The sequence below is a fragment of the Gemmatimonadota bacterium genome, assembly GCA_026706845.1.
Lineage (GTDB): Bacteria > Latescibacterota > UBA2968 > UBA2968 > UBA2968 > VXRD01.
This window is the reverse complement of sequence record JAPOXY010000024.1, coordinates 18,961-32,179: the sequence shown is the minus strand read 5'-3', so window position 1 is coordinate 32,179 and position 13,219 is coordinate 18,961. Positions and strand designations below refer to the sequence as shown.

11 protein-coding genes are annotated in these 13,219 nt (G+C 51.2%); 7 read left to right on the top strand and 4 right to left on the bottom strand.

The features are described 5' to 3' along the window. Window positions 1-108: 108 nt before the first annotated feature. Window positions 109-1,563, top strand: coding sequence for a LysM peptidoglycan-binding domain-containing protein (locus OXG87_02290; protein MCY3868356.1), 1,455 nt, complete (start codon window positions 109-111; stop codon window positions 1,561-1,563). 6 nt (window positions 1,564-1,569) lie between these two features. Here OXG87_02290 and OXG87_02285 read toward each other — a convergent pair whose 3' ends face one another. After that, the gene (locus OXG87_02285) at window positions 1,570-3,756 is read right to left on the bottom strand and encodes a heavy metal translocating P-type ATPase (protein ID MCY3868355.1); all 2,187 of its coding nucleotides are present in this window, start codon (window positions 3,754-3,756) and stop codon (window positions 1,570-1,572) included. Between the two features lie 15 nt (window positions 3,757-3,771). Next, a complete protein-coding gene (locus OXG87_02280) occupies window positions 3,772-4,890 on the bottom strand; it encodes an aminopeptidase (GenBank protein ID MCY3868354.1) in 1,119 nt (372 codons plus the stop codon). Window positions 4,891-4,989: 99 nt separating this feature from the next. Between OXG87_02280 and hisA the strand changes: the two genes are divergently transcribed. Further along, complete coding sequence (hisA, locus tag OXG87_02275; GenBank protein MCY3868353.1) at window positions 4,990-5,754, top strand: phosphoribosylformimino-5-aminoimidazole carboxamide ribotide isomerase; 765 nt, start codon at window positions 4,990-4,992, stop codon at window positions 5,752-5,754. A gap of 1 nt (window position 5,755) precedes the next feature. Further along, window positions 5,756-6,751: a thiamine-phosphate kinase gene (gene thiL, locus OXG87_02270; protein ID MCY3868352.1), complete on the top strand. Its 996-nt coding sequence runs from the start codon at window positions 5,756-5,758 to the stop codon at window positions 6,749-6,751. Here the strand turns inward: thiL and OXG87_02265 are convergent. Both OXG87_02265 and OXG87_02260 read right to left on the bottom strand, forming a co-directional pair. Further along, window positions 6,748-7,089: a peptide chain release factor-like protein gene (locus OXG87_02265; protein ID MCY3868351.1), complete on the bottom strand. Its 342-nt coding sequence runs from the start codon at window positions 7,087-7,089 to the stop codon at window positions 6,748-6,750. The genes thiL and OXG87_02265 overlap by 4 nt on opposite strands. 89 nt (window positions 7,090-7,178) lie before the next feature. Further along, window positions 7,179-8,456, bottom strand: a complete 1,278-nt coding sequence (locus OXG87_02260) for a S1 RNA-binding domain-containing protein (protein MCY3868350.1) — start codon at window positions 8,454-8,456, stop codon at window positions 7,179-7,181. Window positions 8,457-8,649: 193 nt separating this feature from the next. Between OXG87_02260 and OXG87_02255 the strand changes: the two genes are divergently transcribed. From OXG87_02255 to OXG87_02240, 4 genes are read left to right on the top strand one after another with little or no spacing between them, the layout of a single operon-like run. Next, on the top strand, window positions 8,650-9,123 hold the full coding sequence (locus OXG87_02255) for a sigma-70 family RNA polymerase sigma factor (protein ID MCY3868349.1): 474 nt from the start codon (window positions 8,650-8,652) through the stop codon (window positions 9,121-9,123). After that, window positions 9,120-9,878 carry an ActD-like protein gene (locus OXG87_02250; protein MCY3868348.1) on the top strand — a complete coding sequence of 253 codons (759 nt, stop codon included), beginning with the start codon at window positions 9,120-9,122 and terminating at the stop codon, window positions 9,876-9,878. The genes OXG87_02255 and OXG87_02250 overlap by 4 nt, the downstream gene beginning before the upstream one ends. Further along, the gene (locus tag OXG87_02245; protein MCY3868347.1) at window positions 9,878-11,443 is read left to right on the top strand and encodes a caspase family protein; all 1,566 of its coding nucleotides are present in this window, start codon (window positions 9,878-9,880) and stop codon (window positions 11,441-11,443) included. The genes OXG87_02250 and OXG87_02245 overlap by 1 nt, the downstream gene beginning before the upstream one ends. Before the next feature lie 12 nt (window positions 11,444-11,455). Further along, window positions 11,456-13,135: a BamA/TamA family outer membrane protein gene (locus tag OXG87_02240; GenBank protein ID MCY3868346.1), complete on the top strand. Its 1,680-nt coding sequence runs from the start codon at window positions 11,456-11,458 to the stop codon at window positions 13,133-13,135. Window positions 13,136-13,219: the final 84 nt, after the last annotated feature.

The window sequence follows — 13,219 nt, the reverse complement described above, 5'->3', positions numbered from 1 at the left end:
TTAGAGAGTCATACCTTGTCTTTTTTTTCTAAAAGGTCTATTATCTATCGGTTTTTCGCAAGTCGGTCTCAAATGCCATAACCTTTCACTTTATATACTGAATTTTTTATGCTTCGATATATCCGAGTGTTTTTATTGGCCAGCTTCCTTTTGTCGTGTGCGGCACATGCGCCTGCTTTAACAGAGACTTATGTGGTGCAAAGAGGGGATTCTCTGTGGGAAATTGCCGATCAGTTTTCCATGAGTGTGTCCGAACTCAAGCGGAGCAATGGGTTAAAGTCGCATCACATTTACCCGGGACAAAGACTGCTCATTCGCTCACAAAGGCTTCCCACGCGCTCCTCCAGTGGGGTAGAATACGTGGTGAGGAGGGGAGATTCACTTTCTAAAATCGCCGCGCGGTTTTCTATGAGTGTGTCCGAACTGAAGCGGATCAATGGGTTGAGGTCGAATAATATTTATCCCGGACAAAGGCTTCGCACGCGTTCTTATACTGTTCAATCGTCTCGCTCCCGTCCATCTTCTGGCTACGTAGAAATGGACTATGTGGTGAGGAGGGGGGATACGCTTTCTAAAATTGCCGCACAATATTCCCTGGGTCTGACCGAGCTCAAGCGGAGCAATGGCATCCGGTCGGATCGCATTTATGTGGGCCAGAGGTTAAAGATACGGACTCGGTTAAAAAAGATCACGATGGATAATGGTCCATATTATTTTTCTCGTCCCAAAGCCGCTGTGCAACGCAGTCGGGGATATCGGGAAGTGCCCCCCAAAAAGCCGATTGAAGATTATAGGAGTGCCCGAAATTTGATGGGTGTGTTCAATGCAAATATTAGTTCTGATATGCGTCGAGATAGCAGATCATTAAAAGGCTGGCGCATTGTGCTCGACCCGGGGCACGGTGGACGCGACCCGGGTGCTATTGTTTCCAGTTTAGATGGCAATAATCGTTCGGTTTATGTGGTTGAAGACGAATTTGTTTACGATATCGCGTTGCGTTTGTACCAAAAACTGAGGCTTGCAGGTGCCGAGGTGGAGATGACGGTGATTAGTCCAAATCATCTCATTCGGGAAAATAATCCGCCTGCGAGGACGTTTGTACACGAACAAAACGAAGTCTATAACGACGCAAGTGCCAACAGGAGAAATAGTTTTTCAGTGCGTCCGGGGCTTGACAATATTGTACAAAGAGTAAAAATAGCCAACCGTTTCTTCGCAAGGCGTGGGAAGACTCTGTTTATATCGTTGCATGCGGACAACACGCCCAATCGCCCAAAGGGTCCGCTGGTTATTTATTGGAGCAGGCGCGGAAAGATCGATTCTCGGTCCCGGTCATTTGCGCGGATTATGGAAAGGGCACTCGATCTGCCAGATGTGCCCGCTCAAATTGGGGGGCGCAATCTGGCGGTGTTGCGGGGCAATCTGGCGCAGGCAGAAATTCTGGTGGAAATACGCAATGTACACCATAAAGGCGAAGCCTGGGCGTTGCGGTCTCACAAGATACGCGACTCCGATGCGGATCGCATTTTTCGCGGGATATTAAATTACGCGAAGAGGTATTAGAAGCGGTTACGGGCAAAATCGCTTTAAGCGCAGGGCATTGGTGACAACAGAGACAGAAGAGAGGGCCATAGCAGCCGCGGCGAGCATGGGACCGCCCAGGGGATTGAGCAGACCCAGGGCAGCAACGGGAATGAGCAGGGTGTTGTAGGCAAATGCCCAGAAGAGATTTTGGCGAATGATGCGCATGGTTTGCCGCGATAGCCGGATAGATGTGGCTATGGCCGACAGGTTGCCCGACATGAGGATCATGCCCGCGCTTTCTATGGCAATGTCTGTGCCCGAACTCAGGGCGATGCCGACGTTGGCTTGGGCGAGTGCGGGTGCGTCGTTGATGCCATCGCCAACCATGCCCACGTTTATATTTTTTTTCTGGAGTTGCGCGATTTTGTGAGCTTTGTCCTGGGGCAGCACTTCTGCAAAGACCTGATCGATGTTGAGTTGTTGTCCAATGGCTTTGGCCGTGCGCGCATTGTCACCTGTCACGAGGGAGACTTCAAGGCTCAGGTGCTGGAGGTCTTGAACTGCTTGCGCGGCGTCGGCTTTCAGGTTGTCTGAAATGGCGATGAGGCCCGCGAGTTGATCATTGATGGTGACGAATACGGCGGTTTTGCCCTCGGCTTCGAGTTTTTCGACTGGATATTTTGCGCGGTCAGATATGGCGCGTGGATTGCCGAGCGCGACGCGCTGTCCGTCAATTGTAGCGGTAATGCCAACGCCGGGCATGGCTTCAAAATCTGTGGTTGGATGCAGGGAGAGGTTGGCTTCTTGTGCGGCGCGAACAATGGCTTCTCCGAGGGGGTGTTCCGATCCTTTTTCTGCAGAGGCTGCGAGTTTGAGTATGTGATCGCGGTGGTAATTTTCTGTGGGGATAATATCGGTGACAGTGGGTTTGCCCTCTGTTAGCGTGCCTGTTTTGTCCAGGACAATGGTATTGAGGCGGTGTGCATTTTCGAGCACATCGCCTCCTTTTATGAGGATGCCGAGTTGCGCGCCCCGCCCTGTGCCGACTGCGATGGCAGTGGGGGTGGCCAATCCCATTGCGCAAGGGCAGGCGATGATGAGGACGACCACGGCATTGATGAGGGCGGTTTCGATCCCAGAGCCAGAAATCCACCATAGGGCACAGGTCAGCAGGGCGATGGCGAAGATTATTGGGACAAAGATGCGAGCAACCTGGTCAGCGAGGTTTTGTATGGGTGCTCTGGACCCCTGTGCCTGGCGCACGAGGTCGATGATTTGAGACAAGACTGTATCGGCACCGATTTGTGTTGCCTGGAAGATAAAACTACCGGTTGTGTTACGCGTGCCGCCTGTGACTTTGTCGCCTTGTTGTTTGTCAACGGGTAGGGATTCACCCGTGAGCATGGATTCGTCAATTGTGGATTGTCCATTTTGTATGAGGCCATCGACCGGGATGTTTTCCCCGGGCCGAACGCGAATGTGATCGCCGACCTGGATGTGTTCAACGGGTGTTTCAACATCCCGACCGTTGCGAACGATGTGGGCGGTTTTGGGGCGCAGGTCGAGGAGTTTTCGGATGGCGGACGATGTTTGGCCCCTGGCGCGCGTTTCGAGCAGACGACCGAGCAGGACGAGTGTAATGATCATGGCGGAGGTGTCGAAGTAGGTCTGTATGTTCTGTGTGCCGAGTGGGGCAAAGGTTACCGCGGTGCTGTAAAAATAAGCGGCGAGGGTTCCCGCAGCTATCAGGCTGTTCATGTCGGCTGTGCGATGGCGCAGTGCAGCCCATGCCCCTTTGAGAAAACGCCAGCCACATAAGAATTGGACCGGTGTGGCCAATGCAAAGAGCAATATGTGAATGTGATAGGGGGGGATGTTCGCGCCCCACAGGGTGCGGGTCATGCCGGTTGCCATGATGAGTGCGGAGAGGATTGCGGCGACTGTGAATAGGTAACGCAACTTGCGATATTCGATTGTGCGTTCGATTTGTTCGGCGTCTTCGGAAATATGAAGAGAGGCTTCGTAACCGGCATTGGAGACGGCGTTCAGGAGCACATCTGTCAGGACGGCTTTGTGATGAACCGTGGCCTGATGGGTGGCAAAGTTGACCTGGGCATCTGCGACGTCGGGAATGGTTTGGAGGGCATTTTCAACCCGCGCCACACATGCGGCGCAACTCATGCCTTTGATGGAGAGGGTCAGGGTTTGCATGGGATGTTCGGTTTTTGTCATGGGCAGTTGTGAAAGCTATCTGAGGTTTTCGGGGTTTAGACCTTTGAGGTCCTCTACGACAAAATGCCCGTCTTTGCGAATGCATTCGTCGTCAAAGTAGATTTCTCCACCGCCGTATTCGGGGGTTTGGATGAAGACCATGTCCCAGTGTACGGCAGATCGGTTGCCGTTGTCGGCGTCATCGGGATAGGCATTTCCGGGTGTAAAGTGAAATGATCCCGATATTTTTTCGTCGAAGAGAATATCGAGCATAGGCGATGTGATGTAGGGGTTGAATGCGATGGCAAATTCGCCGATATAACGCGCGCCGTCATCGGTGTTGAGAATATCGTTGAGTTTGGCGGTATTATTCGAGGTCGCGTCGATGATTTTGCCCGCTTGAAAGGTCAATTTGATATCTGAGAATGTCGTCCCGCGATAGATGGTGGGGACGTTGAAATGGATGTGACCGTTTACGGAGTCTTTAACCGGTGCGGTGAAACACTCGCCATCGGGGATGTTGCGAAGTCCCGTACAGGGTCTGACTGGTATGTTTTTGATGCTAAAGGATAGATCGGTATCGACGCCTGTGATGCGCACGCGGTCGGTTTGTTCCATGCGTTTTTTGAGGGGTGCGACCGCTTCGGCCATTTTACCATAGTCGAGCGTGCAGACGTCAAAGTAAAAATCTTCAAAAGCTTCAGTACTTTGTTGCGCCTGTTGCGCCATAGAAGGTGTGGGCCATCGCAAGACTACCCATTTGGTGTGCGGCACGCGGATAGCAAAATGCACGGGTTTGAGCCAGTGTTTTTCGTATATATCCATCGCAGTGCTGGATACGTCTGATAATTCTGAGATGTTGCGGCTGCCGCGCAGACCAATATAGGCCTGTACGCGCTTCATTCGGAAGGCTTCGCAATCGCCTGCTTGTTGCATGGTGGCGACATCTCCTGCATGAATGAGTTCGCGCTGGATGCGGTTATTTTTTATGGATATTAGGGGAATGCCGCCAACTTCGCGCACTTTGCGAATGAGTGCAATGATCATGTCTTCGGGCATGTCATAGCCCTGGATGAGGACGGTTTCACCTGCTTGTAACTTTGTGGAATGGCGAATTAGGACATCGGCGAGTTTTTCAAGGCGGGGGTCTTGCATGAGGTCTCCTCGGGATGATTGCGGTTGCTGTTGATACAAAAATAAAATAATATATGATATGTTAGCAACCCCCATTATTAAAATAAACAGGTAGATCACATGAAATTTAGACCGTGTATCGATTTGAAAGATGGCCGGGTTGTACAAATCGTGGGGGGCACGTTGCGCGATGGGGATGCCCAGCACACGGTGACAAATTTTGAGACCGAACGCTCTCCTGCGGATTATGCACGGCTGTATCGCGAGGATGGATTTTGGGGCGGCCATGTGATTGCGCTTGGCCCGGGCAATGAAGCGGCGGCGTTGGAAGCTCTGGAAGCGTTTCCCGGGGGTCTGCACATGGGCGGGGGTATCACGCCGCACAATGCGGAAAAATTTTTGCGCGCGGGTGCAAGCCATGTGATTGTGACGTCTTATGTTTTTCGCGATGGGCAAATTGATATGAGTCGGTTGGATGAGATGATACGGGCTGTGGGCAGAGAGCGTCTGGTTCTGGATTTGAGTTGTCGAAAGCGCGGTGATGATTATGTTGTTGTAACGGATCGCTGGCAAAGATTTACGGATGTGACTGTCGGCGAGGAGACTTTGATTGCTTTGGCCGGTTATTGTGCTGAGTTTTTGGTGCACGGGGTTGATGTAGAGGGCAAACGCGCAGGTGTAGAAGAACCTCTGGTGGAAATATTGGGCAGATGGTCACCCGTGCCGGTAACTTATGCAGGCGGGGTGCGAGAGCTATCGGATTTGTACCGCGTCAATGCGTTGGGCCAGGGTCGGGTAGATCTGACTATTGGCAGTGCGCTGGATATTTTTGGGGGCGATGTGGCGTATCGCGATGTTGTGGCATGGGCGAGGGAGGAAGTGTGAGATGGACCGTTTTAAGGATATAGGGGAGTTCGGTTTTATTGATCGCATTGCCGCACAAACACAGCGCAATCGGGTTCTGTGTGGGATTGGAGATGATTGCGCGGTTATGGCTGCGGGGCAGGAGCGCGTGCGATTGGTGACGGTTGATGCGATGGTTGAGGGCGTACACTTTGTGCCGCAGGCACCGCCAGAAGGCGTGGGGTACAAATTACTGGCTGCGAGTTTGTCCGATGTGGCTGCTATGGGCGGGAGACCGATGGATGCGGTTGTGGCGGTTAGCGCGTCGGGTGATTGTGATGCGGGTTATGTGGAGCGTATTTACAACGGGCTTTTTGCGTGTGCAGATCGGTTTGATGTGGCTGTTGTAGGGGGTGATACAACGGCCACGTCTGGTGCGCTGGTTTTGAGTTTGACGCTTACGGGTGAGATGGCGCGAGATCAGGTGTGTTATCGGTCTGGCGCACAGGTGGGTGATGCCGTCTATGTATCGGGAACGTTGGGCGATGCTGCGGGTGGTTTAGGGGTGGTATTGGGTGATGTCGATCTGCCGGGCGAGGTGCGAACTGCGTTGTTACAAAGGCATTATCGACCTGAGCCGCGGTTGGATTTGGGGCAGGCGTTGGCGGAGACAGGTGCGGTGACAGCGATGATCGATGTGTCGGATGGATTGGCTTCGGATTTGAGTCATGTTTGCCGGCAAAGTGGCGTGTCGGCTGTGATTCGGGCAGCGGCAATCCCCATGTCGCGGGCGTTTATAAAATTTTGTGAAGTACGTGGTGAAAAAAAATTGGATCTTGCTCTCACTGGAGGGGAAGATTTCGAGTTGCTATTTTCTGTGTCTCACATACAGGTCGATAAGGTCGAAGCACTGTCAGAGCAGTATTCGATTTGTCGCATTGGCGAGGTCGTGGCTGGCGATGGCAGTGTGATGATAGAAGATGAGGATGGCAAGCGCGTGCTATTGGAGCAGTTGGGATATGATCATTTTGGGAGCTAACGGTTGACCACGCGCTGTCGCTGTCGTTTTTTTTCTCCACGCTGTCGTTTTTTTTCGAGGCGGTTTTCGATTGAAGATCGGTTGGGGCGGGTTTTGATGCGCGGTTTGCGCTTTTTGTTGCGTTCGCTCAGGCGGTTTTGCAAACGCTCGAGGGCGAGTTGTTTGTTGCGGTACTGTGAGCGGTGTTCTGTGGCGATGACTGTTATACCCGTGGGTATGTGGATAGCGCGTACGGCGGTTTCAACTTTGTTGCGGTGTTGTCCGCCGGGTCCAGACCCGCGCATGGTTTGAAATCGAACATCCTTCAGGAGCGCGTTGTTGTCGGTGTTTTTAGACATTTTAACATAAAAAAATAAGCGGTCAGTTTTTAACGATCACCCAACGAGACGTGATGGCGCAAAACTGACCGCTGAATTTTAACGGCCTCTCAGGCGAGTCCTGCACGGCGAAGGGCGTCGGCCATGGCATTGTCGCTTTGAGACTCTTGCGTTTGCTTGGATTTGAATGCGGCCATGTCCTCAATTTCAGCCGTTTGCCTATCTCGTTCTTCAACGGCGCGCATTGAGAGTGAAATGCGTTTTTTACCCAAATCGATTTCGCGGATCAAGGTTTTGACTTCTTGACCGACTGAAACGACTTCGCTGGGGTTTGAGATGCGTTTTCCCGAGACGAACTGCGAGATGTGGACCAGCCCCTCAATACCGGGTTCAATTTCGACAAAGGCACCGAAATTTTGGATTGAAACGACTTTGCCGGTAATGATGCTGCCCGATTGGTAGCGCTCTGCTACCGTATCCCAGGGATCTCTTTCCAGTGCTTTGATAGAGAGCGATATGCGCTCATTTTTTTTGCCCAGATTCTTGAGGCCGATTATTTTCACGCGCACTTCTTCGCCTTTTTTTAGGACACTGCGCGGATTTTCTACACGGGTGTGGCTGATTTCCGAGACGTGTACCAGACCTTCAACTCCTCCGAGGTCAACAAAAGAGCCGAAGCGTTCTATGCGTGTAATGGTTCCCGTTCTTTCTTCACCTTCTGAGAGTTTTTGGCGCATCTCGTCGGCTTTTTTGCGATTTTCTTCTTCCAGATAAGCGCGGCGTGAAACGACGACATTGTTGCGGCCTCGCAGTTCAACAATTTTGAAGTTGTGGGTTTGGCCCGCATACGAAGCCGGGTCGTCGCAATATCCCGTGTCGATTTGCGACATGGGGCAGAATGCGCGAAGGCCGCCGATATTCACCACAAGGCCTCCGGTATTGAAGCCGGTGACTTTGCCGGCGATGGGCATGTCGTTTTGATGTGCTTGACGCAGGAGTTGACGACTGGAAACGCGCAACGAAAATGCCAGGCGTATTTCGCCATCGGTGCTGGCGACAAAGGCTTCGATGGTATCGCCAGCCTTGTATTTCAATTCGCCCGATTCGTCGCGCAGTTCTTGAATGTCTATTGATGCTTCACTGCGGCCGCCAAAGTCGATAAAAGCTGTGGAGTCACCGATTTCGCGGATGGTTCCAGTGACTTTATCGCCAGTAGAGACCTCGCGATGACTCTGCTTATCGCTTTCTTCGAGTAATGCGGCAAATTCGGTATCAGGTGTGTCTTCAGCGTATTTTTTGTCGAGTTCTTCGACAGTGGGCGCGTCGTCTGAAGGGGCATTGGCTGGTGTATCGCCAGCCGTTTCGCGTGTTGTTTCGGGGGTGCTCATAGTTTATGACCTGTGGAATCGTTTTTGAGGGACGGGGGTTGTTAGACAGAACAGATAATCTATAAAGGATAAAAAAAATAAGCAACCAAATTTTCCTTCACAGGCGAGCGTTTAAATTCATCTCGATCTTGTGCCTGCCAAAAAAAAGTAACATTTTGGTCTGTGTGATGTGTTAAAAAAATAAAGCGATGGGTTGTTTATGAATGTCGAATTGTTATATCAAAAATACGGTCCTATGGTGTTGCGTCGCTGTCGGCGGTTGTTGCGAGATGAAGATCGCGCCATGGATGCCATGCAAGATGTTTTTGTGCGGGTATTGCAACGCCGGGATCGTCTGAAAGCGACCTATCCGTCGAGTTTGCTATATCGCATTGCGACCAATGTGTGTTTGAATCGCATTCGCGATCAGCGGCTCGATCTGCCGGGTGATGAGAAGTTGATACACATTGCTGGGATTGAAGATCTGGAATCGCGGTTGGATGCTCGGGCGATGCTCGACCGGCTTTTTGCCCGGCACAGAGATTCGACGCGAACAATTGCGGTTTTACATTTTGTGGATGGTTTCACATTGGCGGAAGTCGCTCGGGAGGTTGGGATGTCGGTTTCTGGAGTGCGAAAGCGGTTGCGGGGGTTGCGAGAATCGCTGGAGAAGTTGGAGGATCTATGAGGAGACAACGCGGTGATTGGAAACTGGAGCGTTTTCGGCTGAATGAATTGCCGGAAGAAGAAATGAGAGCTGTTCAAAGGGCGCTGGATGAGGACCCGGATTTGAGAGCGCGCCTGGAGGCATTGGAAGGGTCAGATCGAGAAATTCACGCGTCCTATCCGGCTGAGTGGGTTGCGCGGCAGGTTGCGCGCCGGTCGGAGGGGCAAGGGCCGTCGAGTATATCGCGGTTCGGTCCGCGTTTTGCATTGGCCGCTGTGATTTTGCTCGCCGTTGTTTTTTCGATCTTTTTACCGGGGCCTGAAGTGCCGCCACCCTGGGATCGGAAAGGGATGGATGGCATTCGGTTAAAAGGCGTAAAGCCGGATTTGTTGCTATATCGAAAAAGGGCGTCTGAGATTGAACAATTGTCGGATAGCAGTGTGGCTTATACAGGCGATTTGATTCAGATTTTTTATCGCGCGGCGGGCAAGCCTTTTGGGGTGATTGTGTCTGTGGATGGGCGCGGCACTGTGACGCGGCATTTGCCCTCATCGGGAACAAGTGCCGTGCGCTTGATACAGGGCGATCCGGTGTCTCTGGATTATTCTTACGAACTGGATGATGCTCCAAAGTGGGAACGGTTTTATTTTTTGACAGCAGATATGTCTTTTGACGTGCGCGATGTGGCACAAGCGGCAGAGGGCGGTCCCGATTCATTGAGGGTGGGAAGAGAATTTGAGCAGTTTGCCATTACGCTTTACAAAGGGGGCAGGTGATGTTGCGCCGATGGGCAGTACTGTTGGGGATCGGTCTGCTGTTATGTGCTCAGGGAATTGAGGCAACACAGGTTGTGCGGCGTTTTGTGTTGGCGGCTGGCGCAAATTTTGGTGGGGTGAAACGCACACCACTGCGTTATGCCGTATCGGATGCAAAACATTTTGCTCGTGTTTTAGAGATGATGGGGGGAGTTGAATCTGAGGATCAATTTTTGTTGGCCGAGCCGAGTTTGGAAAATTTTAAACGGGTTTTGATGGATTTGCAATCTCGGGTTATAAAAGCATCCCAATCGTCGAGTCGCATCGAAGTTGTCCTGTATTATTCGGGGCATGCCGATGAAAATGGGTTGCTGTTGGGAGAAGATCGGTTGACCTATCGCGCTTTGCGCGATGCAATGAATAGCGTTCAGGCGGATGTGCATATTACTGTGCTGGATGCGTGTGCTTCGGGCGCTATTACGCGCCTGAAAGGCGGGCAAAGGCAAAAAGCCTTTATGGTCGATACGTCGTCGGATATGCGGGGGTATGCGTTTTTGACTTCGAGTTCCGAAAATGAGGCTGCACAAGAATCGGATCGCATTCGCGGATCGTTTTTCACGCATTATCTGGTGTCTGGCTTGCGGGGTGCAGCAGATGTGACTGGTGATGGTAAGGTGACACTCAGCGAAGCGTATGCGTTTGCATTTCGCAATACGCTGAAGCGAACCGAAAAAACGCAGGGAGGGGCGCAGCATCCGGCTTATGATATTAAAATGACGGGTACAGGCGATGTGGTGATGACCGATGTGCGAGAGACGTCGGCGAGTTTGATTTTGTCGGATGAGTTGAATGGCCGATTTTTTGTGCGCAATTCGCAGGAGCAACTGGTAGCAGAGCTGGACAAGACCGCCGGGCAAACGCTCGAGTTGGGATTGGAACCCGAGGTTTATGACATTCATTTTGAACAGCGAATGCAATTGTTGCATTCAAAGGTCGCGTTAAAAAAGGGTGAGCGGTTTTTGCTTGAGAATCGGCATTTTCGCTCTCAAGTGCGCGAAAAAACCACAAGCCGAGGACCTGCGTTGAGGAAGCCAGCAATCGGGACATCTGCCCGCTATCCACACAGGCTATCCGGCAGATGGCGTCTTGAACGCAGCAGGGGTGCCTGGCAACTGGGGGATGATAGCAAAGCCTGGATTTTTGGATTCTGGCCCACAGAACATGTTTCGATCAATTATTCTCGTTCGGGATTTTCGTTTGCTGACGATGAAAAAAAAGCAGGCGTGTCATCTGAGCTGGTCAGTCTGCGTATTTATATGCCTTTGAATATGTGGCGTTCACCTCTGCGCCCTTATGCCGAAGGAGGCGTTGGTCGGTACACGGGTAAAGTATTGGATGAGAATGTCGATGAAGTGAATGGGTTGTATTGGGGTGGTGGACTGGATGTGCCGTTTATGAAGTTTTTTGTTCTGGGTGGACGCATAGGCTATAATCGGTTTGTCGAGCCTTTTGCTGTGCCGGTGGATGGGCAAACGGATTATAGTGGGATGGAGTACAGCGTGGGGTTGGGTTTGTTGTTATTCTGATCGGAGGAGAATATGTGCCGAATGATTTTGTGCGCGAGTGTCATTTGTTTTTTGATTTTTGGAATCGCGAATGCACAACAAGATATTTCCAGTCATTTGGGTTATGTGGAGGTTAAATCACTGGATGTATTTGAGTCCAAAGATGTCACTGCGGATGTGTCTATTGGACAATTGATGTTGAAGCAGGTCGCTGAAAGGGTCAAAAGTAAAAATAAAAAAATTGGTGAAGCCCTATCAGATCTGAAGCTGGTGCGCGTACATGTTCTGTCGATTGATGAGATTGCAATGCGTATGGATAAAATTGCGCGATATTTAGATGCGATGGGTTGGGAGATAACCGTTCAGTCATGGAAGAAACGCGAGCGCGTATTGGTGTATTTGCAGAAGGAAGCAGATGCTGTTATTGGTCTGTTTGCAATGGTCCATGATCGCAAGGCTGCCACTTTAACGCTGGTCAATGTGGTTGGCGTTGTTCAAATTGATAAAATGGGAACTGTTGGTCGGGAATTAGAGGTGGAGGCGTTTGGTCGCGTTGCTCGTTTATTGCCTGGATATAAACCGCCTGTCTCCCTCATAGCACACCACCGCCTGAGGACCTGGAAGGCGCGTATTGCTCCATTTTCGAATATTTGGCGCGTTGATCACGAAGATTTTTTGGTGCGTTACAATCGCGTGGATGGCGTTTTTATTGGCTGGCGCTTGCCATTGAAATATCGCACTTCGCGCGGGGTGGCGCACTATGGCGAAGTGGGTTATGGATTTGGAAGTAATCGATGGGATTATCAGGCTGGTGCTGAGTTTTTTACTTTTTCTGGTGCGTCAAAGGACAACATAGTTGCGCTGGGTTTTGAATTGCACGGGTTGACAAATACGCAAGATAATTGGCGTATTGATGAAATAGAAAATTCGATTTTTGCCTTTTTGTTGCGGCGCGATTTTAGAGACTATTATCGTCGGGAGGGGGCCAGTACTTATATTTTTCGGGATTTTGACCGCATGGTAGAGGTTCGAGGACAGGTGGGTGTAGATGTTTTCGAGTCGATGCCCAATAGCGTTTCCTGGAATCTATTCGGCGATCGATGGGGTAGCCGAATGAATTTTCGCCCCAATCCCAAGATTGAGTCCGGGCAAATGCGCAGTGTAATGGGGACACTACAGTTAGATAGTCGTGCGAGCCGACGGTCTCGACAGGGGTGGCGTTTAATGGCACAGGCAGAGAAAGCAGGTGGTATTTTGGGAGGCGATTTTGATTTTGAACGCTATATCCTGGATGTGCGCCGCTATCAGTATGCGGGGCGTGGGACCCAATTGAATTTGCGCGTTCGCGCGGGTACTGGACGAGGACATGTGCCCGTGCAATTTCTCTATCGTCTCGGGGGTCCTTCTTCGCTTAGAGGTTATGGATTGAATGCTTATGAGGGAGATCGCATGGTGTTGTTTAATGCGATTTATTGGGTTGATGGCGAAGCTCATTTTCGAGATGACTGGCCCCTGGATGATGTTGGCATCGGTGTATTTTTTGATGCGGGTAAGGCGTGGTTTCCAGATGAGGAGCCTGTTGGAACACGGGTTGTAACGAGCGCGGGTTTTGGATTAAAGACCGATAATTTGCGCGTGTTTTTTGCCCGTCCGCTGGACGCGAATGATCCGGTTGATTGGCGGGTTTGGGTGCGGTTTCGTCGGGCATTTTAGATTATAGCACGGATGAGGAGAGAGGTCCAAAGGAGGAATTAACTCCCTCTGAAACTTTTCTTCATTCTCGTTGCATCCGCAGTT